Source organism: Rickettsia hoogstraalii (assembly GCF_000825685.1).
Classification (GTDB): domain Bacteria; phylum Pseudomonadota; class Alphaproteobacteria; order Rickettsiales; family Rickettsiaceae; genus Rickettsia; species Rickettsia hoogstraalii.
Genome location: NZ_CCXM01000001.1, coordinates 144,259 through 168,773, shown reverse-complemented (window position 1 = coordinate 168,773; position 24,515 = coordinate 144,259). Strand labels below are relative to the sequence as shown.

The following is a 24,515-nucleotide window of genomic DNA, read 5'->3' as shown; positions in this document are numbered from 1 at the left end:
ATTAATTACGTAAGTAGTATTACAAATGAAAATACCAAACTTTCCACTGAAAGATATCTTTTATCTTATGCAGGTGATAATAAAGATAAGTTCGTAATGTTGTTAGAAAAAAGAAGTATTTTCGGTGATCATCTAATATATAAATTTAGTGAGGATAATTTAAAGAAAATAGCCACTATTTATCCAGCAGAAATTAGCAAAGAACTAAGAGGGCAACTATTTAACGAATTAGAATCCAAAGAACAATTTAATTGCTTTATTAAGAATGAAAAGCTTAAGTCTGAAGAAGAAAAACGGATATTTAAATGCCCTAACAAACTAAAGTTTGCAACCGAAATAATTCAAGATGCGAAAATAAGATTGGAAACCAGTAATTTTAAATTACTAGATGCCGGGGCAAATAAAAGATTAGATGCCCATGAAATTAAGGTAGACAGTCATAATAAAACACTAAAAGATAGTGGAACAATACAAAAAGCAGAAATCTTTAGAGAAATTGAAAAACTAAAACAGGAAAACATCTTGTTTTACAATTATTATTACACTTTTTATTGTACCACAAGAAATATTATACTAGATTTTCAAATTGCTGAGGCTAAGATGTTTAAAAATAATAATATAGAGGAGGAAGCTATAATTAAATTATTTACAAAAAGTTTGGATTTAACAATAAAAAGTTTATTAGAAGGTGTTTGCAGTATATTAGCAGCAAGGCGTAAGAGAAAAGAGGAAAATAGAGTAATTAGTATAAACGATATTATTCGCAATACAATTGGAATGGAAGATTTAGACGATAACTTAAAGAAAATAGCTATTAGTAAAACCCAAGAACATAAAAACGAAATAATAAATCCCCAAAAAATGCAAGAAATACATATATCAAATTCTTATTCCTGGAAATTTCGAGCTTATGTACAAAAAACATTTAATAAGGTTAAAGAACTTGTAAGTCCTAAAGCTATAGAAAGACATGATATGGATAATTTAGCCGTGCAACTAGCTTTAAAGGACTCTATTTTATTTATCGAATCTTTATATACAAACCATGATGATATATTGAATAAAAAAAATGATTTTTACGTGCAGGATGAAAAGGGTGAAAATAGTAATATTGTTTAATGTTAATCTCTTCTGATACCCAATAAATGCAGAGTCATAAGCGGCAATTGTAACTCTCCTAAGAATCGTGCATAAGGATCAGATATCTTTATCATGGGAATTACTCTCACGAGATTTTCCCTATACTTAACGGTATTTCATCACATTGTCAGGCTAGCTCTTTTATTCATACCTTTAGATTCATCTAGTGACATGGATAGTTTCCTGCCTAGCGGAAACAACTCTTTGATACAACCTCGTGTTACACACTATTATATGGCTTTTCGGTTATTTAGGTATATGTTAAATATTGCTGAATATCATATAAAAGTAATAAAAAACAAAAAATTTCCTTTCATATATCCTTTAGTGTTTTATAATGGCATACAAAATAGAGTTAATTTTATTCTACACTTTGACCAAATTTGGTCAAAATGATATAGTAGAAATAGAAAAAATACTTAAATCATAATTAATATAGACAAAAATTTAATCAAAGCCTGTGGAACTGACTTAATAGCTAACCTTAACCGGATTAAAGAAGGAAGAGGGTGAGAAACTTAAATAAATTACTTATATATGTATTTATTATCATTTATATTAGGAGGATTAAATGCATTACTCCGTCAATTACGTTTATCAATTAGCTCTATAGAGTTTTATAAAGACGTATATAAAAACTATCAAGGGTACGGAATAAGATATTTATTTACCTTATCTTTTATCCCATCAATAATTTATTGTATTTTTATATTAAATTACATAATAACTTTAAAAGATTATTTTAACGGAATACAATCATCAAAAGTTACAGACAATATTGAATATATTATCAATCAATTACCGGAAATTAAATATAATAATTCAAAAATTTCAGTTGAAGAAGTAGAGCCTATATATTTATATAGCAAGAATAACAATAAAATAGTTGTCATTGATACAAAAAATCAAGTTTCTAACAAAGAAAAAAGCAAAATACCGTTTGTACTTGAAGAGAATAAGCTGAAGATAAATTTAATTGTAGCCAATACTAAGAAAAATTTCCCAAGTACCGTTAACTATTCTGAGATATTCAAGCAAAATGAAGTAATTTTAACCCCTGAAATAATAAAAAAATATTTTGCCGATAATTTATTATATGCACCAAATTTATTTATTTATTTCGGTATGCCGGCTATTATATTATTTTGGTTTGTAACATTCTTATTAGAGAGAAGTATTATAGTTTTGTTAGTATATAGTTTAGCTAATTTACTTACTACTAAAACTTCAATACAAACTTCTATAAGGTTAGTAATGTTTTCAAGCGGAGTCCCGATAATATTACAACCGGTTATTATTATATTAATACCGGAATTAAGCATATTATTACAGCTACTACAAATGTTTACAACTTGTTTAGTATTTGTCGCTATTTGGCAAATTAACAAGAGCCTGTCGAGTTATATATAAGAAAAATCGGTTATTATATAATATGTGATTTTAAATCCTCAATTTACTAAAAAAATAGCCTATTATTAAAAAAATAAAAGTTTTTATTGTTAAAATGAAACCTAAAATTATTTGTTTATAAATTTAGGTAATTTAAATGGGTAAAGAAAAAAAGAAAGTAAGGTTTGCAGAAGAGCCGCAAGTTAAGGAATTTTCGCAAGATAAAGAAGCAACAGAAGTAGATCTTATAAGAGGAAGAGTAATTAATATTTATGATAAAGGCGGCTACTTAAAGCCGGATCAATTGGTAATTCATGAAAGAGAAGATACTGGAGTAAAAAATGTTGAAGTAAAGAGAAATCTAAATTTCGTTCAACAAATTTTCGCTGCAGTAGGTCTTATGGATACAAAAACAATCAAAGAAGAATTTACTTATACTACCGGCGATATACAAGGAATATTAAAGGATAACGGTCAATTTATTAATAATCCCGAAGAAATTAGAAAATTTGTTGATAAAAATAGAGATATTCAAATTGCGGATATTGATGGTATCGGTATTGGTAATTTAAATCATCAAGGTAAAATACAAATTAATTCAAAGCTTGGATTAAATAATGAAAAAATTATCCTTTATAAGGATGGTCAATTAGCTGCTATTGAAAGAAAAGGTCAACTTATAAATCAAGAAGGAGAGCCTTTATACAAAGACAACTTAGTCCAAAAAGATAATAAAGTTTATTTAGTCGGAGACGCCGGAAGAAATATTAATACACCTTTTAGGGATCCAAAAACTAGAGCTAGAGATAATTGGAATAGATTAATAAATAAATTTAGGACTGCTTTAATACCGGAACATGAGTTAGGAAAATTAAACGATGCTATAGTAGATTCTGTAAGAGTTAAAGTAGTTCATCCAAATCCAAAACTTGCGGAACATCATCTTCAAGAAATAGCTCAAGGTAAACAAATATGGGATGGGCATGAATTTGAAATATTGCGTATGGGACCTGAGGAACAAAAAAATCATCGACTATTCTATGATACCTCCTCTCAGAGATTACTTGATTCTAACGGTAAAGTAGCTTCTACTATTGGTAAAGAAAGTAAAAGCATGAATAATGTTCAAGCATTTGTAATGGGAAAGGATGGAGTAATTTATATGGGTACTCATAAAAATCAATATTTGCCAAATACTAAAAATCTTGTTCATGGCTCATTTTTAAGCGGAAAGCCTGCGGAAGCAGCAGGAGTTATAGGTATAAATAATAGAGGAAAAATTGATTACCTTAGTAATAATAGCGGTCATTATCAACCTGAAGCTTTAGATATGTACCGTGCTGTAAAAAAAATACAAGAAACTATGCCCGGTGCTTTAGATAAAAATTGTCAAATCGATATTCAAGGACATCCACGAATATTTGTTACTGATTTTATAAAAGATATGGAAACCAAAGTAGGTTTTGGAAAAAGTGCTAAAACCAAGCATGAAAAACTAAGAGAAAATAGAATAGAAAAAATTAAAAATTATCAAGCTAATTTAAAAAATATTGCTGCTTCTTCAAAACCTAAAGCTAGAAATAGAATAACAAACAGGGAACATGGGTAAATAATGATGTCATTCCTGCGAGGAGGCATTGTTGCGTAGACCGGTAAAACCTGGATCCCGCGATCAAGTCGCGGGGATGATAATAGAAAACCGAACCATGCAACAATATCCCTAGTTAATGCTGTATTAATCACTTATTTATAATATTCTCTCTTTCTTTTTCACTTCTAACAGATTCTACGCAATTAAATTTTAGTTTATATTAACAAGCTAATTTTTTATTAAATAATATAATTATATACTTGACTAAATTACTTGGGTATTGTAGATATAAAACAATTTTAAGTTTTAATAGGTTGGTTATATGATGCTGACGACGAAAGGAAGATATGCCGTAATGGCAATACTTGAAATGGCTGCAAAATCAAGTGCTGAACCGGTCACTTTGAATGAAATTTCCGTAAAACAAAATATATCGCTTAACTATTTAGAGCAGATATTTTCTAAACTTAAAAAAGCTGATCTAGTTAAGGCTATTAGAGGCTCGAAAGGTGGATATGTTTTAATAGGTAACCTAGAAGAAATAAAAATTTCCGATATTATGGATGCTGTTAACGAAAATTTTATAATGACTACCTGCTATAAGAAATCGGTTAAAACTTGTGTACCTGATACAATAAAATGTAATTCGCATAAATTATGGAAAGGTCTTGGTAAGCATATTAGAGATTATTTTGAAAATATATCCATTAAAGATGCTCTAAACTTAAATATATGATATATCTAGATCATAATGCAACCACCTTTATCGATCCCAAGGTAAAAGAATATATAATAAGTTTGATGGATAAAGAGCTTAACCCTTCGTCAATACATAGATCAGGTGTATTTGCTAGGAATGTTATAGAAGAAGCACGTTTTCAATTAGCTGCAGCTCTTGGTATAACCTTGTCGTCTAGAGAATATGACATTACTTTTACGTCATCGGGAACTGAAAGTAATAATTTAATAATGAAAAATTTTTATGACGGCGATATTTTTATTTCAGCTATTGAACATTTATCGATCTATAACCATATAAAACATGCTCCAAATATTAAAATTATAAGAGTTAACAATCAAGGTTTGGTTGATTTAGAACATCTAGAAGAGTTATTAGCTCAAAGTAACGCTGCTAAAAAACTAATTTCCGTAATGATGGCTAATAACGAGAGCGGGGTGCTGCAAGATATAACCAAAATAAGTGAAATAGCTAAAAAATATGATGCAAAATTTCATAGTGATTTAGTACAAAGTTTTGGCAGAGTATCTATAAATATCAAAGAGTTGGGATTAGATTTTGCGACAATTTCAGGGCATAAAATAGGAGGGGGGCAGGGTGGTGCTGCTCTAATCTCTAACTCTAACTTTCAAGTTACTCCAATGATTATAGGAGGAGGACAAGAAAAAGGAATAAGATCAGGTACAGAAAATGTTTTAGCTATTGCAGGGCTTGGTTTGGCAGCTGAGTTAATAACAAAAGATATCTCAGAAAAATATATAAAAATCAAAAGCTTACAAGAAAATTTAGAGAAAAAATTAAAAAAATATCCTAATGTAAATATTGTTAGTAATAATATAGCAAGATTGCCTAATACTACTTTATTTACTATACAAAATACAGATGCACAAGTGAAATTAATCGGGTTTGATTTACGTAATATTTGCATAAGTTCCGGCTCTGCTTGCTCATCAGGAAAAATATCTAAATCACACGTATTAAACAATATGGGTGTAGGGGAAGAAGAGGCAAAATCCTCTATTAGAGTATCTTTGAGCCATACTAATACGGTAAGTGATATAGAGGCTTTTATAAAAGCTTTTGAGGAAGTGTATAATATACTCGTTTAATTTGAAAAATTGGTGTTGTTGTTTCATATTTTTTGATCCTCACGTACTAGTATGTACGCTGCGGTCAAAAAATATGAAACGCCTTGCTCTTTTCCAAATTAAACTTCGTCTATTTTTAGGCTTTGTATACAAAAAATTAATTTAATAAACCATATGAACCAACAATTAAACAATTTAACCTTGCCTATATATATGGATTATCAGGCAACAACGCCACTAGATCCAAGAGTAATGGAGGCAATGTTGCCATATTTTACTACCAAGTTCGGGAATCCTCATTCACGTAGCCATTCTTTCGGCTGGGAAGCAGAAAACGCCGTTGAAGAGGCAAGGAGTAGAGTAGCAAGGTTAATAGGAGCAGATACTAAAGAAATTATTTTTACCTCCGGTGCAACCGAATCCAATAACCTTGCAATAAAGGGAATAGCAAAATTTTACGGCAATAAAAAGAATCACATTATTACTATAGTCAGTGAACATAAATGCGTACTTGACGCTTGCAGGCATTTAGAGCAAGAAGGTATAAAAATCACATACTTACCGATTAAATCAAATGGAATAATCGATTTAGAAACTCTAAAAAATGCCATTACTGATCAGACTATGTTAGTTTCAGTTATGGCGGTTAATAATGAAATAGGTGTTGTTCAGCCTTTAAAGGAAATAGGAAAAATTTGCCGTGAAAGAGATGTTTTCTTTCATTCCGATATTGCTCAAGGATTCGGTAAAATTCCAATAGACGTTAATGAGTTTAATATTGATCTTGCTAGTATCTCAGGGCATAAAATTTACGGTCCGAAAGGAATAGGGGCATTATATGTAAGAAAAAAACCTCGTGTACGTGTTACACCGCTGATAAACGGTGGTGGGCAGGAGAGGGGTATGCGTTCGGGTACGCTACCGACTCCTTTAATCGTAGGGCTTGGCATGGCTGCTGAAATAGCGTATAGTGAGATGGAAAAAGATACTAAGCATGTAAATTACTTATTCGACAGATTTTTAAATAATATACATAGTCGAATTTCGGAAGTTTATTTAAACGGTGATAAAGATCAAAGATATAAAGGCAATCTAAATCTAAGCTTTGCCGGAGTAGAGGGAGAATCAATTATCCTTGCCATTAAAGATTTAGCGGTTTCTTCCGGTTCTGCTTGTACTTCTGCCTCTTTAGAGCCGTCATATGTTTTACGTTCCATGGGAATAGGTGAAGAGCTTGCCCATACTTCGATTAGGTTCGGCATAGGTAGATTTACTACCGAACAGGAAGTTGATTACGCAGTAGATTTAATATGTTCAAAAATCGATAAATTAAGGGAATTAAGTCCTCTTTGGGAAATGATGCAAGAGGGGATTGATTTGAAGAAGATTAAATGGGCTGTACATTGAGAATATCGTCATTGCGAGCAGCCGTAGGCTGCGTGGCAATCTCGTCAAATATCCTGAGATTGCTTCGTCAAAACTTACAGTTTTTCCTCGCAATGACGGTTCGGGTATTCACGCAAATATAACATACAAAACCAAATTTTAGAGAATAACAATGGCTTATAGCAAAAAAGTGATAGATCATTATGAAAATCCTCGTAATGTCGGGTCACTTGATAAAGAGAAAAAAAACGTCGGAACGGCACTCGTTGGAGCTCCTGCTTGCGGTGACGTGATGAAGTTACAAATCGAGGTTGACGATAACGGGATTATTACAGATGCTAAATTTAAAACATTCGGCTGCGGTTCAGCTATTGCTTCAAGTTCTTTAGTAACGGAATGGGTTAAAGGAAGATCGATAAATGATGCCGGAGAAATTAAAAATACTGAGATAGCGAAAGAATTATCGCTCCCGCCGGTAAAATTACATTGCTCACTACTTGCCGAAGATGCAATAAAAGCAGCTATTGCCGATTACAAACAGAAAAAAGAAAGCAAAAAAGACTCTTAAAACATGAAAAATGTTATTTCATTAACCGATTCTGCTGCAAAGCAAGTAAAATTGCTAATAGAAAAACGAGCCAAGCCTACTTTTGGCATTAGGGTAGGGGTTAAAGCCGGCGGTTGTGCCGGTCAAACTTATTACGTTGAATATGCTGACAGTAAAAATCAATTCGATGAAGTAGTAGAAGAAAAGGGCGTACGGATACTAATCGACCCAAAAGCATTAATGTATATTCTAGGTTCTGAAATGGACTATGTAGAGACTAAATTCAAATCCCAATTCACTTTCACCAATCCCAACGAAAAAGCTAATTGCGGTTGCGGCAAATCCTTTAGTGTGTGATAATCCCACTTGATTATAATATAAAATATAATTTGTATGACTCAAACATATATATTAAAACCGGTTATTTTAGAACCATATACGGAAATACAGCAAAATTCACAAAGCTTCAGACAGGATGAATTTAAGAGTAAGTCTACGGAGCGTACAATAGTACGTGAGCACAGACTTAACTCGAAAAATTCGCCTGTATCAAGCTTTGTGAATGACGCTGTACTACCTTTTAAAAGAAAGTTGGCTATTTAATAACAAAAAGGCTTTAACACAATTAAATAACGGTATTAAAGATTCCGCTAAAGGACAAGTTAAATTTATAGAAGATTTCAGCAAGTATTTAGATGATGACTTTTAAAATTTTTTTTACTATTCAAGTTAGTAAAGATTTAGAAGAACTTAAAAATAATAAAGGATTAGGCTCTGTGAACATTTCTAAAAAGATTTGATTTTGGCTATTTTTTGCTGCAAATTATAAGATTTTTTTGAAATATGAATAACTATTCCTTCAAAAATCTTATTAATTTTCGCTAAAAAATATCTCAAAATAAAAAATCAATTAGAAATGTTCACAGAACCTAGAAAAACGTTTAAAAGCAGTGAAAAAAACACTGGCATATTTACAAACAAATCCTCGCCATCCTAGTTTAAATACCCATAAATATAAATCTGTTAAAGGAAATAACGGAGAAGAAATATTTGAAGTTTATGCTGAAAATAATACTCCTGCTGCTTATAGAATTTTTTGGCATTACGGACCAAACAAAGATAACATCACTATTCTAGCAATTACAGCACACCCATAAAAGTTTTAACCGAATAGCGGATTATGTAATAATTTGCTATTCGCGTTAAATTAGCATTCTTTTATTATTTTTCTAGATTGCCGCAGCCACTTCGTGGCTTCGCAATGACGATATCTGCCTTTAGTTAGCAATGCCTAGCCTATAGTAGTTTTAACTATTGCTAAAAATCATTATTTCAGCTATTTTAAAGCTATTTCTTTAAATCAAATTATTATGTCGCAAAAATTAGGTTTCTGGGCGGTTTTTGCCTTAGTAACCGGCAGTCAAATCGGTACTAGCGTTTTTATATTACCGCTAAGTTTAGCACCGTTCGGTATATATAGCATTTGGGGCTGGGTACTTTCATTATTCGGTGCTATGAGTATAGCCCTTGTATTCTCATCCTTATGTGCAAAATTTCCTAAAACAGGCGGTCCTCATGTTTATGTACGAGAGAGTTTCGGGGATAAAATAGCTTTCTTCACCGGCTTCACTTACTGGGTTATATCCTTTGTCAGTACAAGTATAGTTGTCATTTCGGCAATAGGTTATCTAACGCCTTTTTTTCAATCACAAGCGATTTTGGATTTAATATTACAGATAATATTATTAGGTGCTATTACGGTTTTAAATTTAAAAGGTCCTGAAGTAGCAGGAAAAGCAGAATTTTATTTGACTCTCTTAAAATTTGTTCCGTTGCTTGTAGTAGGCTTATGTGCATTATCTCATTTTAATATAGATAATATAACTATAGCTGAAGAAGTAGAGAGTTTAAGCATTCCGAGCATTATGGGAAGAGTTGCACTTCTTACTTTTTGGGGCTTTATCGGCGTAGAATGTGCAACTACTACGGCAGGGGCGGTAAAAGATCCGGCAAAAACCATCCCAAGAGCCATAATAGTTGGGACTTTTTGCGTAGCGGTTTTATATATTATAAATAGCGTAGGTATAATGGGATTAATTCCTGCTTCTGAACTTATTAATTCTAAAGCTCCTTATGCCGATGCCGCTGCATTATTGTTCGGTGGTAAATGGTCAAGCGTAATTGCAGTTATAGCCTCGATTATATGTATAGGTACGCTCAACGCTTGGGTGCTAACTAGCGGACAGATTGCTCTAGGACTTGCAGAAGACGGGTTATTGCCGAAATTTTTTGCTAAGAAAAATAGCAATAACGCCCCAACTTACGGAATTATTGTAAGCTGCCTTGGCATTGTGCCATTATTAGTCTTTACGTCAAATGATAATTTTGCCGAGCAGATTACGCAAATAATAGATTTTTCGGTAATAGCATTTTTGTTTGTTTATTTAATTTGTAGCTTAGCTTTCTTAAAGGTAATTCTTAGTTCAAAAGAAAATTTTTCTTATTATTATTTACTTATAGCCCTAATATCGATTATCTTTTGTGCATGGGTTATCTATGAAACACCTGTTAAAACTCTAATTATAGTTAGTACCTTTACTATCCTTGGTATTCCGTTATATTATGGATGGTATAAATGTCATTCCCGTCTATGAGCGTTGCCTTGCGTGAATGCTGAGCCGTCATTGAGAGCAGGTATTGTTGCATGGTTCGGAAAAAGCATACGATGTCATTCCCGCGAAAGCGGGAATCCAGAAAAAAAAGCGAGATTAATCGAGCTTTTAATTTTAAAAACTTGTTGTATATGCACATTTTAATTACTGGATTCCTGCTTTTAGCTAAGAATGACATCGAGCCATACAACAATGCCTAAGCAGGAACGACATAAGGGCTATAAACATGATAAAAGAACGAGTTAATCTACTTAGAAGCTTATTCACAGAATATGATATAGACAGTTATATAATTCCGTCTAACGATAAATATATGAGCGAATATGTACCTGAGTATGCCAAAAGGCTTGAATATATAACAGGTTTTACCGGTTCAAACGGTATAGCTATTATATGTAAAGATACAGCATTATTTTTTACCGACGGACGTTATTTAGAGCAAGCAAGCAAAGAACTAGATTTAGAGCTTTTTAAGATTTTTGACTTAAAAGATATATCTAAATTTGGTAAAGATGCAAAAATAGGTTATGATCCTGAATTATTTACTTATCCCGCTATATCAAATTTAAAGTTCAATTTTCAAAAAATTAATAGAAATTTAGTTGAGAAAATTTGGCAAAATCAGCTGTTAGAGCCAAACTCTAAAGTTTATTTACATGATATTAAATTTGCGGGTGTTAGTCATAATGATAAAATAAATAAATGTCGTAAAACCCTATTGTCATCCCGCGGCTTGACCGCGGGATCTAGTAATTATAATGAGCAATACGCCTTAGTTATTCTCGACAGCTCCTCCATATGTTGGTTACTAAATTTGCGGGCTAGTGACGTTGCTTATACACCTTTAATGTTTGCAAAAGTAATCGTTGCGTCTACAAAATTATATCTATTTATCGATCTCACAAGAATTGATGCCGAAATTATTAATGCACGTCCTGAAATAACAATTTTACCCGAAGAAGAATTTGAAAATATTTTAAAGGGTCATGACAATATTTTTATTGATGATACTATAGCCTCTGTTCATATAATGGACTTAATAGCTGATAAAAAAGTACAAAAAATTACCGATCCATGCTTAACGCTTAAAGCTTGTAAGAACGATGTAGAAATTAAGCATGCAATCGATTTTCATATTAAAGATGCAGTAGCTTTATGTGAGTTTTTTGCTGATTTTTCTCAGTGTCATCCCCGTGAAAACGGGGATAACGAATTAACCGAATATTCCCTCGGTTTAAAGCTTACGGAGCAACGAGCTAAACAAGAGGGCTATGTTTCGGGTAGTTTTCCTGCTATTTGCGGATTTCAGGAAAATAGTGCCATTATTCATTATAGAGCTGCTCCGGAAAATGCTAAAAAAATTATAGGGCAGGGGATATTACTGATAGATTCCGGCGGTCAATATAGTGGTGCTACTACCGATATAACAAGGACAATCATGATAGGTACGCCGACTGATGAACAGAAAAAGCGTTATACGCAAGTACTTAAAGGACATATTGCTTTAGCTAAAGCTAAATTCCCGAAAAATATCGTAACAGGAGCGAATCTCGATATACTCGCTCGGCAATATTTATGGCAAGAAATGCTAGATTATCCACACGGTACAGGGCATGGAGTAGGGAGCTTTTTAAGTGTCCATGAAGGACCGCAAAGCATAAATCTTCGTAATAAAACAATACTTAAAGCAGGTATGATCTTATCCAATGAACCCGGTTTTTATATTTCTGGAAAATACGGAATTAGAATAGAAAATTTAATGTATGTAAAAGAAAATAGCGGATGGCTTGAATTTGAAACCTTAAGCCTAGTACCTTATGCTAGTAAATTGATTGATACGAAACTACTTAATATTGATGAAATAAATTATATTAAGGAATATTATAACAAAATTAGAGCTAAAATTTATGATTTATTATCTCCGCAAGCGAGGGATTGGCTTAACAATGAAATAAATTGTAATTGACGTTTCCGCTATTTATTGGTATAAAGTCTATACATTTCTAATTTCTACATTGGGACGTCGCCAAGTGGTAAGGCAACGGTTTTTGGTATCGTCATTCGGAGGTTCGAATCCTCCCGTCCCAGCCATTTGTCAATCTTACATAATTGTTCTATAATCTATATTATGGAAAATAAATAGTAAGGTTTGGAAGTAAATATCTTTTGCTCCGGACCAAAATATGGTCCTTATATCCCGTATTTTTTATTCCACATCCCATTTCGAGGCAAGCTAGGCTATGGTGCATTCGATTGGATTTGAACCAACGACCTTTGCCTTCGGAGGGCAATGCTCTATCCAGCTGAGCTACGAATGCAAATGTTGTCATTTTAATAAGAACGGTCTAAAATAAATCTAATAATCGAAAACAAATAATCTTTATAAATATTCTGAACCGGAATTTTATTTAATAATTTATTTGTTTCATTTTCTAAGTTACTCAAATAATTAATTGTTTCATTGTAGATTTCATGCTTTACCATTAAGTCACGTATTTGCATAAACTCATCATTAGTACGCTTATCGCATTTAATTATATTTTCAAGCCAAAGCTGCTTATCTTGCTCTAGCTTACTATATAAAAAAATCAGCGGTAACGTAACTTTTCCTTCTAAGAAATCATCGCCGATGTTTTTGCCTACCTGTTTATCATTACCCAAATAATCAAGTAGATCATCTATAACCTGAAATATTGTACCGAGTAATTTCCCAAAGTTCTGCATATTTTTAGAAATATGGTCCGCCTGCTCTGCTATAATAGCTCCAACTTCACAAGAAGCACCAAATAACTCAGCAGTTTTAGACTTAACTATTTGGTGATACTCTTCTATAGTTATAATACGTCGCTCATTTAGCTTAACTAGCTGTACTACCTCCCCTTCGGAAATAATTGCTGAAGCTTTAGCTAGAATATTCATAGCTTTAATAGAGCCGGAAGCTACCATTAACTTAAAAGACTGACTAAAGAGGAAATCACCCACTAAAATACTTGTTTTACTTCCCCAAATAACGTTAGCCGTAGGTTTGAATCTTCTTAAAGTGCTGTCATCTACCACATCATCATGAAGCAATGTGGCGGTATGAATGAATTCAACGGCACTTGCGAGCTTTATATGATTATCGCCTTTGTAATCAAACATTTTAGCGGTTATTATAGTTAAAAGCGGACGAGTTCTTTTACCACCCGCCTCTAGTAAATATTTACCTACTGTTTCTATTAATTCTTCATCACTTTTTAAACAGCTAATGATTAAATCGTTTAACTTAGTTACTTCATCTTTTAAATCTTGCTGTATTTTTACTATAATATTCATGGTATTTTTATAAATTTTTCTGTCCTTATGTCATTCCTGCGAAAGCAGGAATCTAGAAAAATAACTTCAATATTGATAAAATAAACATATAAAAAACAAGTTTTTTATATGTTTTACTGGATTCCCGCTTTTAGCTAGGAATGACATAAGAGCCATGCAACAACGCCTAAAGTCGCTTAGCTCATGACGATTAACGAAGTTCATCAACTATACATTCCTCTAATATTTTTTGATTAATACTCGGAATTAACTCCATAATTTTTTCTTTTACATTTTCACCGGGTTTCGCTTTTTTTACTGCTGCTTGATATAAAGATAAATAATATAAAGGTATAAGTTTATTTATATCATCTATATTACCTATTTTAGCTTTGTTTAAATCGGATAAATCAAACTCATACTCAATGCTAGCGTCAATTAAATTAGATGAATTCGGGTGGTCGGATATAGTTTTTAAAAATGATTTTAGAGCATCTCCATATACTTCTTTGCTCTCGTTGGATAAGTTTTTAAAATCACCTACCCCATATACATATAGACTTAAAACATCTATTATTTTAGAGTAATCATTAATTACTATCGTACCTTTACTGTAAGAATCTTTAAGAGCATTTACTATAGTTTCATTTGTTATATTAAATCCCGATGCGTTTGAATATAGACTTAAAGCATTTATCTGTGCTCTAGTTAATTTATTTAATTCAGTAACTAAATTAATATTTAAATTAAAATTATATTGCCTATCTTCAAAAATACTAAAATTATATTGTTTATTATTATTTAAAATATAGCTTAGTTCATTATTAAAATCTTTATATAGATTATTATCGGAAAGTTTAAACAGATAGGTTTGCCTATCGTAATATTTCTTTATAAATTCTAATGAACCTATTATAAAACCCGGTTTTAGCTTAAATTGCGAATCTATCAAAAGATCAATATTATTATTGCCGAAATCGTTTAACTTACCTTTATATAATAAATTAATATTATTTTCAAAGTTATTACTATTTATTTTTGCATTAGTAACTTCAATTGTTAAATCTTTAGCAATATCTTTAAAATGCAAACTACTAGTACTAATCAAGAAATTACCGGAAAATTTGAAATTATTATTCCAAGCGGGTCTATATAATAATAAGCCGGCAGGTATTATTCTATCTTCAAGGTTACTTTTTACTATTTCGGTTTCATAATAAATTTCTAATTTTTGCGGTATATTATCAAGGAAATCCTGTTTACTTATATAATACTTACTTTTGTCAAATAACATAGTAAGTATAGTATGATCTTCTTCATATAATTTTTGATTATCTACTAAGTCAAAAATTTCTGTTTTACCGGAAGTAAATTTAATATTTTCTATTAAATTTATAACTTCAAATAAATCTTTTTTTGATCGTACTATTTCAAATAATTTAAAATTTAACGGTATTTTTGTTGATAATATACAGTTCTCATTATAAAATCTTACTCCAAAGCCTCTTTGAACCGGCTTAAATTTTCCGAATGCTTCTCCGGAAAAATTTATAAATAATTTCTGCTTAAGTAAATCATAACCGATATTTATCGGTGTGGTAAATTCAATTGCTCTATTAATACTCTCTTCTTGCCAATTAATTACCGAAATACCTAATTTAAAAGGAAAACCATATGGCTGAACTTTAGAAAATTTAATAAGATATTGCTGATTAGGATTATTATCAGTCTCTTCTATATTAAGGTTGGTACCGGCATATTTTTGATTTATAGAGTGTGATAAAGAGAACATAATAGTAAACCATAGCCCACTATATGCGAGTATAATAAAGATAGTTATAAATAATATTATTTTAAGAATTTTTTTCATCTTTAAATCGGTATTGTTGTGTGATTTTCTAGGTCGTCATTGCGAGGAGCGAAGCGACGCGGCAATCTCGTCAAACATCCTGAGATTGCTTCATCAAAACTTACAGTTTTTCCTCGCAATGACGTTTACTTACACAGCTCTATATATTCCTTATTCAATTTTATAACGTTCCAAATCCATAAACTCATCATAACTATAAAAATTACTAATAAATATATTATAATAGAATCAAAGGTAGCAGTTGGAATAATAATAAATATCAAAGACTGTATAAATGCTCCAAGCGATTTACCGAATTTAGTACCTATTACCTCTACGGCAGCTTTTCCCTTAGTTCTAAGCTCTAAAGATAAAGGAATATACGCCATTTCTTTTGTTGAATCGAATAATGAATATTTGGACGATTTACTAAGTATGTTCTGAATAGCTCCAACAATAATCGCTGCATATAGAAGATTAAAATCACCGAAACATGCTCCTATTTCTTCAATAAAAATTATAAAGATAAAAAACATCAAGCCGGTAATAGACAACATAATAGGAGTTAATAATGCAGAAATGAGCCAACCGAGTCTTCTAAGGATATTGCTGCCTATTACCATGAAAGTAACGCATGAGATCCCCATCCAAATATTAAACCTGCCCATAAAGTTAACATAGTCTATAGTGTTTGGATGTAATTCTTTTATTTTTGCTTTCCAAGGTCCTTCGACTATATTTATTAATAATCCATAACAAATTATTAGTAAAGCAATACGACCTATATATTTTGAGTGAATTACTAATTTGATACTTTCAATTAACGAAAGTTTTGTTTTCGTTTTAGCCGTAACTTTTTTTGTATCTAAAACATTTATGGAATCCGTTAAAATAAATCTATTTATTATTCTAAATAGAAGCATAGCAATTATTCCTGCAGCAACAATAATTGACATGATAGGCTGAAGCATTATAGCATTTCCGGCAGATGAATTAAAAGAATCCGGTAATAATTCTGAATCAATGACATCCTGCCCGCTTGAGAAAAAGACAAGTACGCTGCCTGCTATTATAAGACCTATATTACCGACCATTCCAAGAACTGGATAGAATCTTTTAGCTTTAGAAGTATCAAAAATGTGATTGGCAAACTGCCAAAACATTAAGTTTATGACTACTGCACTCCATAATTCCGAGAAAATATACATCAGTGCATAACTCCATTTACTACCTATTTTAATGAACCATTTAAAATTAGGGTATGAAGCAATTAAATTATTTATCATTTCATCGTTAGGATGATAAATATCTTGATTGGGATAAATAATATAGGCAAATAATAAGAAAAATAGTAAAAAACTGCCGACTATAATGTAGAAAATATATTCAAAATTTAATTTATTACTAAGCTTAATATAAAGTACGGTAAAAATTACGCACGAGGGTAATACTAACCATAATTTTAAGAAACTAATAATTTCGGCCCCCATAGAGGGTACTACTAAACTATCTTTGATAGATCTTAAAGCCCCAAAATTAAAAAGGATACATAACATCATTAAAGCCATAGGTATAAATAGCTTTAATTCTTTCCTTTCTATAGGCCAAATTATTTCTTTAACTTTTTCAAAGAAAATTTTAGGCGGTAACATTTTTATTGTAACCTTACATATTTAAAGTTAACTTTTAAATCTCTTAAGTGCTAAAGTCAATTAAAATAATTAATTTATACTACTCCAAGGTGTTATTTCTCTATATCGCCAGTAATATTTTGTGATTTTATCTAATTTGTCCTGATTTGTTTTCCATAGTTCCTGCTTATCGGTAGTCCATGGCTTAGGTCCTGCATAGTGTAAAATGAAGTAAGAAAAATAAGGGCTTTGATTCTCAAAATATGTAAAAAAGTTCCATCTCATCGATAAGGGATAAATATAATGCTGAAATGCAACATTTAATAAATCTTGGTCAGGAAAAGAAAAATCACATTTTGAATTTTTTAAAGTTTCTAAAAGCATATTTTTATCTTGCTTTTCTCGCATATTTTTTAAGTTTAAAAATACTATCCCGCTATTTTTATAAGAATGAGCCATATTTCTTTTACATTCTTCTGTTACTTTATGATTACAATATGTAATACCTGTATCTATGCTACCCGCCGCAATATAATTACTCATATCTATTTTTTTAAGAGAATTCAGATCATGCAACACTACAATATCCGCATCAAGATATAATATAGAGTTTAGATGAGGAAAGATTTGATCAAAATATAATCTATACATTACTAAACTAGGCCAATTATCCGAAAATTTTATTTTTTTATCGGCTAAAGCTTGATTTAATATATTTTCAGGAAAAGTAGTAAAATCTATAGAATAATCTCTGATATATTTCATGGAAGCTAATTTTTCCATTGATTCTTGACTAACGGGGTCATTAGAATCCATAACAATATGAAATCTATAGAAACTATCTAAATCGCTATTTAGTAAACTAGAGGCTATTACTGCACCAGCATGAATAGCAAACTTATCATTAATAGTTAATGCTATATCGAGTATGTTATTTTGCCTTATACCGGTTAACTTAATTACATTTTGTATTTCTTCTATGGCAAGCTTATAATCAGTTTGTATAGTTTTTTCATTAAAAGATGACCTGCCTAGTAAGTGAATTAAGCTAAGCCTATATAAACATCTAGCAGTAAGTTCCGGTATATTAAGAGAGATTAAACTATTTAAAAAAGGAATCTCATCCGCTGTATAACCGCTATAATATTTTAGGAAATCATCATCATTTTGTATTTCTTTTACTTTTCCTTCGTGACCTAAAATAATGAGTTTAGCTAAATTAATCGCAGCTTTTTTAGTATATAAAGTATCTAAACCGTAACTACCGTTTTTAATCGCTTTATATTGCTGAACTAAAGTAGCATTTTTGTCTAGATAAAGACGTAGTAAGCAATCATAACCCTTTGCTACCTCTAAACGTACCATTCCGTCTTCTACTTGAAAAGAGCAAATTTTTTCTAACCTTGCTTTATCTCTTGAGTTTAAAGATTCGCTATCTTCTAATTGCTCAAGTGCTAGATCAAAATTTAATTGATCTTCACGTATGGTACTATAGAACTTTTTATAACTATAAGTCCCAATATCCATAATACAACTTGTATTTTTATGCATTCTGTAATTACTTATGAAAAAAGTAGCAATAACTATTATCATTAGAAAAATAAAAAAGGATAATATTAAATTCGTACGAGACATTTATATTTATAAAAAATTAATGTACGGATTTTAACAATTAATAACAAAAAGAGCAATAATTATTACAAATAGCAGTTCAATAAAGACCCGTCATTGCGAGCCAGCATTTATGCTGGCGTGGCAATCTCAAGAGCTTTTTTATATTATCTTATGAGATTGCTACGTCGTTGCTAGTGCAACTCCTCGCAATGACGGTGATTTGATGAAAAATTAAAAGAAAAAGCTTGGTCCGGAATCTTGCAGTTTTTTTTAAAACATATCCACGAACGAGATTTATTAAAGAGATGGCAAGAAGTAGCTGATCTTTTACCTGAATTTATTAAAGTTAATATTGGTATAGATTATATAGAGCTAATTTTGTCCTACACCTTGAATAAGATTAAGGAAAATGATAAAATAGAAATAGAAAAAATGCTTAAATCGCATTTAAACCCTGAAGTAGGAGGAAAACTTATGAATAGTTTAGCTCATAGCTGGAAACAAGAAGGTATTGAAGAAGGTAGGAAAAAAGAGAAAATTACTATGGCTAAAGAAATGAAAAAAGAATGACTTTCTTTAGAAGCTATTATGAAAATAACAAAATTAGATAAGAAAGAAATTGAGAAATTAAAATAACATAATTACATTACATGCCACAAATAAACAGAATACTCACATTTTTGTATATTAAGCCTATGAGAACTTAGAGCTACAGGCATATATAAAATTCATGTTAAATAATTCTCATTTACTTATTATTTGGTTGTTTGGGCTTATTAGCGGTTTTAATCTAATGATTACCGGTAATACTTTAAATTATTGGCTTGCTAAAGAAGATATAGCACTGCAAACAATCGGTATATTATCATTCATAACGCTTCCCTACTCTATTAATTTCTTGTTAGCACCGATTTTTGATGCAGTGCAAATTAAATATTTAAACAAAATATTCGGTCATAGATTATCTTGGATTTGCTTAACTAGTACTGCGTTAATATTTCTTATATATATTTTCAGCCTTCTAGATCCTCGTACTAATCTAGTATTATTTACCTTTACGGCTTTAATTATTTCTTTTTTTAGTGCAGCCCAAGATACTATATTAAGTGCTTTAAGAACGGAAATAGTACCTAAAGAATCGCTTGGGTTTACTTCAGGAATATATATATTCGGTTATCGGGTCGGTATGCTTTTAGCCGGTTCTGGAGCTATTTATTTATCTATTTATTTTACATTTAATGAAATATATAAAATCTTTGCCGGCTTAGTATTTATTTATTTAATTTTATTGATTGTAGCTGCTAGATATACTAATTCTTTTGGTCTCGTTGAAGAAAAAATATGTCATTCCCGCGGAAGCGGGAATCCAGAAAACAACCAAAATAAGAATGAATTTTTTATAAAACGTTATTATTCTAATTTCTTAAAGATCTTTCTGGATTCCCGCTTCCGCGGGAATGACATAGAAAGCGGGAATGACATCAGCCTCGTATACTTCATTATTCTTATATTAATTTTCCTAGTATTATATAGATTACCGGATAACTTAATCAATGTTATGATTAATCCGTTTTTGCTTCATCTTGAGTATGATGCTTTTGAGATAGCAAGTGTTGGGAAGTTTTGGGGCGTTGTAGGAGCTATAATCGGCGGACTCGTTGGCGGTGTTATTATGAAGCATAAAAATATATTAAATAGTATATTTTTATTTGGGATTATTCATGCTTTAGGACATATTTTATTTATTTTTCTTGAAATAAACGGTAAAAATTCTTTATTATTATTTATCACGATAGGAATAGAAAGTATTACCGGTGGTATGACGATGACTGCTTATATAGCTTTTATTTCTTCGCTATGCCAAGGTAAATTTCGAGCTACTCAATATTCTTTTCTTTCATCGATGATGGGAATTTCACGCTCAATTTTTCCTATAATTTCAGGCTATATGGTAGTAAATTTCGGTTGGCAAAATTTCTTTTTATTTACTACTATTATAACTATCCCCTCTTTGTTAATATTATTAAAAATAAAAACTAAATTACAATAATGAATGATATATTAAATATAATACCGTATTTGGCTATATATTCTATTATACCTAGTATTTTTATATTAAATCAAAGTGCAAAATATCGTAGTTTTAAAAAAGCTCTACCCAGTGTAATTGTTGCTTGGATCTGTTATAGTTTTATTGTAAGTATTGATATGCTCTTTAGTCAATTCTTTATTGTGACTATCATATTTACTATAGGAATAGTTGAACTTATTTTTTTAATTTATATTTTATTAAACATAGCTCAAATAACATTGGAATTATTGATATACTCATATTCACAGGTATATGGTTTTATCATTGGCAATAATCGGTTATAATATTAAAAAATTGAATAAAAATGCTATAATATTAAACATAATTAATAAAATAGGAGCCATAATAATTGGGGGTATGGTCTTATATTATGTGTAATGTTGATAATAAGTGTGATGGACTAAATGAATAATGAAATATTAAGTGCTTTTTTACATGGTATTGTTTTAGCTCTCGGTTTAATAGTGCCGCTCGGAGTACAGAATATTTTTATATTTAATCAAGGAGCAAAACAGCCAAAATTTAGCAAGGCTTTACCTAGCATAATTGCAGCCTCAATATGTGATACTATTCTTATATGTATGGCAGTTCTTGGGATATCTTTGTTACTTCTTGAAATTTCTTGGTTAAAATTATCTATATTTATTGTTGGATTTATTTTCTTAATTTATATGGGATATAATACTTGGAATCAGCCGCCTATGGACCTTACAATGAATTCCGGGGCTTTTTCAGCTAAAAAACAAATTTTATTTGCTATATCAGTGTCAATATTAAATCCGCATGCAATTATGGATACGATTATAGTAATAGGTACTAGTGCTTTAAAGTATAATGGTATTGCAAAAATTATGTTTACCTTAACTTGTATAGTTATATCTTGGATATGGTTTTTTTCTTTAGCAGTTGCAGGTTATAATATCAGAAAGCTAAATAAAAGTAGTACGATTTTAACTATAATTAATAAAATAGCTGCTATCATTATTTTGGCAGTTGCTTTTTATATTGGAGTACAAATATTGTATGAAATCGGTTTTATTAACTAGAAATATTGAAGAAAATAATGAAACTATAAAAGAAATAAGTAAATATAATTTAGATTTACGTTATATTCATTGTCCTTTAATTAAATATGAAACTCTAGATTTTAATATTGATATTTTAGATAATTACTCAAATATAATAATTACTAGTAAATACGCAGCAAATATCTTAGCCGGTTATAACTTAAAACAAGATATTTGGGTAGTAGGTAGTAAGTCAAAACGATTATTAGGCAAGAAAGTAATTTATACTGCTAAAAACGTGGAAGATTTGATTAAGCATTTTCCTCCTGATTTATATGAGCAGACTATATATTTATCTTCAAATGAAATTACTAAAGATTTACCTGATAAAATAACTAGACATATCATTTATAATGTAGAATATTTGGATGAACTACCGTTATCAATTATAAAAGAATTTAAAAACAATATTGACTTTATATTACTTTATTCTCAGAATAGTGCTAAAACTTTTTTAAGATTATTACTTCAAAATAATTTACTAGAATACTTACAAGATAGTTTAGTTATAGCTATAAGTTTGAAAGTCGCAAATATAGTTAGACCTTTTATAAAAAATGTGGTTTATTGTGATGATCAAAACCCTAACGATATAATCAAGTTATTATCCGAAAATGCAAAAATTTGATAGTTTATTTAAAAGCAAAAACATCTTTTTTATAGCAATAGTAATATTTGTCTTATCCTCTTTTACTTTTTATCATAATAGAGCCGATATTTTAAAACTGTTTAAAAGTGAAAATAAAGATTTAAGTCAAATTCCTGATCAAGCAGTAGAAAATAAAGAAAATACTGCAGAAGAAAAGGAAGCAGCCCCTCTATTATCTACTAAGTCGCTTTTAAATTACGTAAGTTCTTTAAAGTTCCCTGAAGCACCGACTAATTTAGTAGAACCAAAATTAGAAACTATAGTCAATTCAGCCTCATTCGGATACAAGGAACAAGGAGCGAAGCCTATAACTAATAGGAGAGCGACGAGTGACGATGTAGGCGGATGGGGATCAATTGATTATACTAATTACTTATTAAATGTAAATCTATTAATATATAATTTCATGCAAGATAAGGATTATAGCAAAGAACTAAAAACAGTATATTTCAATTGGTTACCTCTAGATATAAAGAATATTTTAAATAACTTAGAAGCATATAATAATAATTATCTTTTCTCGAAATCAAGTAGTACGGAAGTAATTTTTCCTACCAACCATAAATGGCTGGAGAAATTTATCAAAATTGAGAAAAAACCTTCTGTTATGATAATAAAAGAACAAGATAAAGCTCTAATTTTAGAGAAATTAAACTATCTAATCGATTTTCTTTATTCAGAAAAATTTATGCAGGAGTTTGTAAATAAAGATGTTTAGGTTATTATTAATATGTGCTACTTTTTTACTACTTTATTTCGGGTTTACTTTAATAGAGAGCTTTGATTCAAAAGTTTTTATTAGTTTATACGATTATAATATTGAGACTACTTTGTTCTTTAGCCTTATTTTAGGGTTATTATTATTAGTTTCTTGTTTTATTGTCATTAGATTTCTAATATTGATTATCGATTTACCGTCTAAAATACATAATATTTTTAATAAACGAAAAATTAATCATGATAGATATACTTTAATTTTAGCTTTTGCCGAATATATTATGAGTAATAAAGCTAAATCTGCTTCTATTGCCCGCAAAAATTTATCTTCTGAAGATCTAAAAGATTCACAAGAATTCTATAATTTAATCTTAGCCGTAACTGAAGAGGATGTAGATAGAAAAATTTCCTATTTTCAAAAACTTATTACATCTAAAGAATTTGTTTTTTACGGTAGCAAAAACCTAGCAAAACTTTATTATGATAAATCCTTGTATGAGAAAGCAGAAAATTACGCAACAAAGGCTTATAATTTCAATGAACTTGATAGTGACAATTTAATTACTTTAATGCGTTGTTATGCTAGACTTTCTCTATGGACGAAATTTATTTTTATAACAAATAAGCTCGCAAAATTTCATAAACATGAGTCTATGCCGGAAATTGCTGAGTATTATTTATTAGCAGCAAAGCAAGAAGTAGAAAGTAATAATACAGCTAATGCTATAGATTATTTGGAAACAGCTATAGATTTAAATTTTTATAACGATGAATTACTAGAATTTTACTTTAATTTAAATGATAAGCTTAATGTTAATAAAAAGACCAAAATATTAAAAGATGCTTTTCGTATTATCCCTTCTTTAAAATTAGTGCAGCTATTTAAAAAATTTACTTCTCTATCAGATAGGCAAATTTATGAAGAATTAACTCAAGAGTTAGATGCTAAAAAAGATGAAATATTAATTTTGGCAATAGAAGCTTATTTAGAATTATAGGTGTTGTTGTATGGATTCTTTTATGTCATTCCCACGTGGATAGCAAATCGTC

General features: G+C 30.3%; 22 protein-coding genes, 2 tRNA genes and 2 pseudogenes. 20 read left to right on the top strand and 6 right to left on the bottom strand.

All coding sequences use genetic code 11. The features are described 5' to 3' along the window. Nucleotides 1-96: 96 nt before the first annotated feature. The 7 genes and pseudogenes from BN1174_RS11265 to BN1174_RS00900 all read left to right on the top strand — a co-directional run bounded on the left by BN1174_RS11265 (nt 97) and on the right by BN1174_RS00900 (nt 7,354). Nucleotides 97-1,119: a hypothetical protein gene (locus tag BN1174_RS11265; RefSeq protein WP_231555710.1), complete on the top strand. Its 1,023-nt coding sequence runs from the start codon at nt 97-99 to the stop codon at nt 1,117-1,119. Between the two features lie 249 nt (nt 1,120-1,368). Next, nucleotides 1,369-1,482, top strand: a pseudogene (locus tag BN1174_RS12895) (Rpn family recombination-promoting nuclease/putative transposase); the annotation flags it as partial. A gap of 195 nt (nt 1,483-1,677) precedes the next feature. Continuing rightward, the gene (locus BN1174_RS00925; RefSeq protein WP_040255842.1) at nt 1,678-2,550 is read left to right on the top strand and encodes a DUF1189 family protein; all 873 of its coding nucleotides are present in this window, start codon (nt 1,678-1,680) and stop codon (nt 2,548-2,550) included. Between the two features lie 1,342 nt (nt 2,551-3,892). After that, on the top strand, nt 3,893-4,138 hold the full coding sequence (locus BN1174_RS12515; RefSeq protein WP_040255840.1) for a hypothetical protein: 246 nt from the start codon (nt 3,893-3,895) through the stop codon (nt 4,136-4,138). 304 nt (nt 4,139-4,442) lie between these two features. Continuing rightward, the gene (locus BN1174_RS00910) at nt 4,443-4,856 is read left to right on the top strand and encodes a Fe-S cluster assembly transcription factor (protein ID WP_040255838.1); all 414 of its coding nucleotides are present in this window, start codon (nt 4,443-4,445) and stop codon (nt 4,854-4,856) included. After that, nucleotides 4,853-5,968, top strand: a complete 1,116-nt coding sequence (locus tag BN1174_RS00905) for a cysteine desulfurase family protein (protein ID WP_040255836.1) — start codon at nt 4,853-4,855, stop codon at nt 5,966-5,968. Before BN1174_RS00910 ends, BN1174_RS00905 begins: the two co-directional genes overlap by 4 nt. A 153-nt stretch (nt 5,969-6,121) precedes the next feature. Further along, the gene (locus BN1174_RS00900; protein WP_040255834.1) at nt 6,122-7,354 is read left to right on the top strand and encodes an IscS subfamily cysteine desulfurase; all 1,233 of its coding nucleotides are present in this window, start codon (nt 6,122-6,124) and stop codon (nt 7,352-7,354) included. Here the strand turns inward: BN1174_RS00900 and BN1174_RS10520 are convergent. Next, nucleotides 7,286-7,447 carry a hypothetical protein gene (locus BN1174_RS10520; RefSeq protein ID WP_197062021.1) on the bottom strand — a complete coding sequence of 54 codons (162 nt, stop codon included), beginning with the start codon at nt 7,445-7,447 and terminating at the stop codon, nt 7,286-7,288. The genes BN1174_RS00900 and BN1174_RS10520 overlap by 69 nt on opposite strands. A gap of 58 nt (nt 7,448-7,505) precedes the next feature. Between BN1174_RS10520 and iscU the strand changes: the two genes are divergently transcribed. The 7 genes from iscU (at nt 7,506) to BN1174_RS00870 (ending at nt 12,643) form a co-directional block, all read left to right on the top strand. Then, nucleotides 7,506-7,901: a Fe-S cluster assembly scaffold IscU gene (gene iscU / locus BN1174_RS00895; protein ID WP_040255833.1), complete on the top strand. Its 396-nt coding sequence runs from the start codon at nt 7,506-7,508 to the stop codon at nt 7,899-7,901. Between the two features lie 3 nt (nt 7,902-7,904). Next, entirely contained in the window at nt 7,905-8,237 is a 333-nt protein-coding gene (locus tag BN1174_RS00890) for an iron-sulfur cluster assembly accessory protein (RefSeq protein WP_040255831.1), read from the top strand. Between the two features lie 205 nt (nt 8,238-8,442). Next, entirely contained in the window at nt 8,443-8,589 is a 147-nt protein-coding gene (locus BN1174_RS09505) for a hypothetical protein (RefSeq protein ID WP_156138419.1), read from the top strand. Between the two features lie 241 nt (nt 8,590-8,830). Next, nucleotides 8,831-9,037 carry a hypothetical protein gene (locus BN1174_RS00885; RefSeq protein ID WP_231555708.1) on the top strand — a complete coding sequence of 69 codons (207 nt, stop codon included), beginning with the start codon at nt 8,831-8,833 and terminating at the stop codon, nt 9,035-9,037. Between the two features lie 213 nt (nt 9,038-9,250). Then, complete coding sequence (locus tag BN1174_RS00880; RefSeq protein ID WP_040255829.1) at nt 9,251-10,534, top strand: APC family permease; 1,284 nt, start codon at nt 9,251-9,253, stop codon at nt 10,532-10,534. Between the two features lie 244 nt (nt 10,535-10,778). Beyond that, nucleotides 10,779-12,518 carry an aminopeptidase P family protein gene (locus BN1174_RS00875; protein WP_040255827.1) on the top strand — a complete coding sequence of 580 codons (1,740 nt, stop codon included), beginning with the start codon at nt 10,779-10,781 and terminating at the stop codon, nt 12,516-12,518. A 50-nt stretch (nt 12,519-12,568) separates the two neighbouring features. Further along, nucleotides 12,569-12,643, top strand: a tRNA-Gln gene (locus BN1174_RS00870). Between the two features lie 150 nt (nt 12,644-12,793). Here BN1174_RS00870 and BN1174_RS00865 read toward each other — a convergent pair. From BN1174_RS00865 to BN1174_RS00845, 5 genes are all read right to left on the bottom strand, one after another. Beyond that, nucleotides 12,794-12,870, bottom strand: a tRNA-Arg gene (locus BN1174_RS00865). 13 nt (nt 12,871-12,883) lie between these two features. Further along, on the bottom strand, nt 12,884-13,867 hold the full coding sequence (locus BN1174_RS00860; RefSeq protein WP_040255825.1) for a polyprenyl synthetase family protein: 984 nt from the start codon (nt 13,865-13,867) through the stop codon (nt 12,884-12,886). Nucleotides 13,868-14,057: 190 nt separating this feature from the next. Further along, nucleotides 14,058-15,716: a hypothetical protein gene (locus BN1174_RS00855; protein ID WP_040255823.1), complete on the bottom strand. Its 1,659-nt coding sequence runs from the start codon at nt 15,714-15,716 to the stop codon at nt 14,058-14,060. 125 nt (nt 15,717-15,841) lie between these two features. Continuing rightward, complete coding sequence (tlc3, locus tag BN1174_RS00850; RefSeq protein WP_040255821.1) at nt 15,842-17,347, bottom strand: nucleotide exchange transporter Tlc3; 1,506 nt, start codon at nt 17,345-17,347, stop codon at nt 15,842-15,844. A 69-nt stretch (nt 17,348-17,416) separates the two neighbouring features. After that, the gene (locus tag BN1174_RS00845) at nt 17,417-18,961 is read right to left on the bottom strand and encodes a glycosyltransferase family 8 protein (protein WP_040255819.1); all 1,545 of its coding nucleotides are present in this window, start codon (nt 18,959-18,961) and stop codon (nt 17,417-17,419) included. 369 nt (nt 18,962-19,330) lie between these two features. On the opposite strand from BN1174_RS00845, the pseudogene BN1174_RS12890 reads away from it, so the two are divergent. From BN1174_RS12890 to BN1174_RS00810, 6 genes and pseudogenes are all read left to right on the top strand, one after another. After that, nucleotides 19,331-19,576, top strand: a pseudogene (locus BN1174_RS12890) (transposase). A gap of 94 nt (nt 19,577-19,670) precedes the next feature. Next, entirely contained in the window at nt 19,671-20,990 is a 1,320-nt protein-coding gene (locus BN1174_RS00835; RefSeq protein WP_040255817.1) for an AmpG family muropeptide MFS transporter, read from the top strand. 446 nt (nt 20,991-21,436) lie between these two features. Continuing rightward, nucleotides 21,437-22,078 (top strand): LysE/ArgO family amino acid transporter, encoded by a 642-nt coding sequence (locus tag BN1174_RS00825; RefSeq protein WP_040255813.1) that lies wholly within the window; start codon nt 21,437-21,439, stop codon nt 22,076-22,078. Further along, complete coding sequence (locus tag BN1174_RS00820) at nt 22,056-22,727, top strand: uroporphyrinogen-III synthase (RefSeq protein ID WP_040255811.1); 672 nt, start codon at nt 22,056-22,058, stop codon at nt 22,725-22,727. The genes BN1174_RS00825 and BN1174_RS00820 overlap by 23 nt, the downstream gene beginning before the upstream one ends. Then, nucleotides 22,714-23,466, top strand: coding sequence for a palindromic element RPE2 domain-containing protein (locus tag BN1174_RS00815; RefSeq protein WP_040255809.1), 753 nt, complete (start codon nt 22,714-22,716; stop codon nt 23,464-23,466). The genes BN1174_RS00820 and BN1174_RS00815 overlap by 14 nt, the downstream gene beginning before the upstream one ends. Continuing rightward, on the top strand, nt 23,459-24,463 hold the full coding sequence (locus BN1174_RS00810) for a tetratricopeptide repeat protein (RefSeq protein ID WP_040255807.1): 1,005 nt from the start codon (nt 23,459-23,461) through the stop codon (nt 24,461-24,463). The genes BN1174_RS00815 and BN1174_RS00810 overlap by 8 nt, the downstream gene beginning before the upstream one ends. Nucleotides 24,464-24,515 lie beyond the last annotated feature (52 nt).

What these genes read in the sequence shown, in the direction of transcription:
- BN1174_RS11265 (WP_231555710.1), top strand. Translation starts at nt 97, where the DNA reads ATGTTGTTAGAAAAAAGAAGTATTTTCGGTGATCATCTAATATATAAA.
- BN1174_RS00925 (WP_040255842.1), top strand. Translation starts at nt 1,678, where the DNA reads ATGTATTTATTATCATTTATATTAGGAGGATTAAATGCATTACTCCGT.
- BN1174_RS12515 (WP_040255840.1), top strand. Translation starts at nt 3,893, where the DNA reads ATGCCCGGTGCTTTAGATAAAAATTGTCAAATCGATATTCAAGGACAT.
- BN1174_RS00910 (WP_040255838.1), top strand. Translation starts at nt 4,443, where the DNA reads ATGATGCTGACGACGAAAGGAAGATATGCCGTAATGGCAATACTTGAA.
- BN1174_RS00905 (WP_040255836.1), top strand. Translation starts at nt 4,853, where the DNA reads ATGATATATCTAGATCATAATGCAACCACCTTTATCGATCCCAAGGTA.
- BN1174_RS00900 (WP_040255834.1), top strand. Translation starts at nt 6,122, where the DNA reads ATGAACCAACAATTAAACAATTTAACCTTGCCTATATATATGGATTAT.
- iscU (WP_040255833.1), top strand. Translation starts at nt 7,506, where the DNA reads ATGGCTTATAGCAAAAAAGTGATAGATCATTATGAAAATCCTCGTAAT.
- BN1174_RS00890 (WP_040255831.1), top strand. Translation starts at nt 7,905, where the DNA reads ATGAAAAATGTTATTTCATTAACCGATTCTGCTGCAAAGCAAGTAAAA.
- BN1174_RS09505 (WP_156138419.1), top strand. Translation starts at nt 8,443, where the DNA reads ATGACGCTGTACTACCTTTTAAAAGAAAGTTGGCTATTTAATAACAAA.
- BN1174_RS00880 (WP_040255829.1), top strand. Translation starts at nt 9,251, where the DNA reads ATGTCGCAAAAATTAGGTTTCTGGGCGGTTTTTGCCTTAGTAACCGGC.
- BN1174_RS00875 (WP_040255827.1), top strand. Translation starts at nt 10,779, where the DNA reads ATGATAAAAGAACGAGTTAATCTACTTAGAAGCTTATTCACAGAATAT.
- BN1174_RS00860 (WP_040255825.1), bottom strand. Translation starts at nt 13,867, where the DNA reads ATGAATATTATAGTAAAAATACAGCAAGATTTAAAAGATGAAGTAACT.
- BN1174_RS00855 (WP_040255823.1), bottom strand. Translation starts at nt 15,716, where the DNA reads ATGAAAAAAATTCTTAAAATAATATTATTTATAACTATCTTTATTATA.
- tlc3 (WP_040255821.1), bottom strand. Translation starts at nt 17,347, where the DNA reads ATGTTACCGCCTAAAATTTTCTTTGAAAAAGTTAAAGAAATAATTTGG.
- BN1174_RS00845 (WP_040255819.1), bottom strand. Translation starts at nt 18,961, where the DNA reads ATGTCTCGTACGAATTTAATATTATCCTTTTTTATTTTTCTAATGATA.
- BN1174_RS00835 (WP_040255817.1), top strand. Translation starts at nt 19,671, where the DNA reads ATGTTAAATAATTCTCATTTACTTATTATTTGGTTGTTTGGGCTTATT.
- BN1174_RS00825 (WP_040255813.1), top strand. Translation starts at nt 21,437, where the DNA reads ATGAATAATGAAATATTAAGTGCTTTTTTACATGGTATTGTTTTAGCT.
- BN1174_RS00820 (WP_040255811.1), top strand. Translation starts at nt 22,056, where the DNA reads ATGAAATCGGTTTTATTAACTAGAAATATTGAAGAAAATAATGAAACT.
- BN1174_RS00815 (WP_040255809.1), top strand. Translation starts at nt 22,714, where the DNA reads ATGCAAAAATTTGATAGTTTATTTAAAAGCAAAAACATCTTTTTTATA.
- BN1174_RS00810 (WP_040255807.1), top strand. Translation starts at nt 23,459, where the DNA reads ATGTTTAGGTTATTATTAATATGTGCTACTTTTTTACTACTTTATTTC.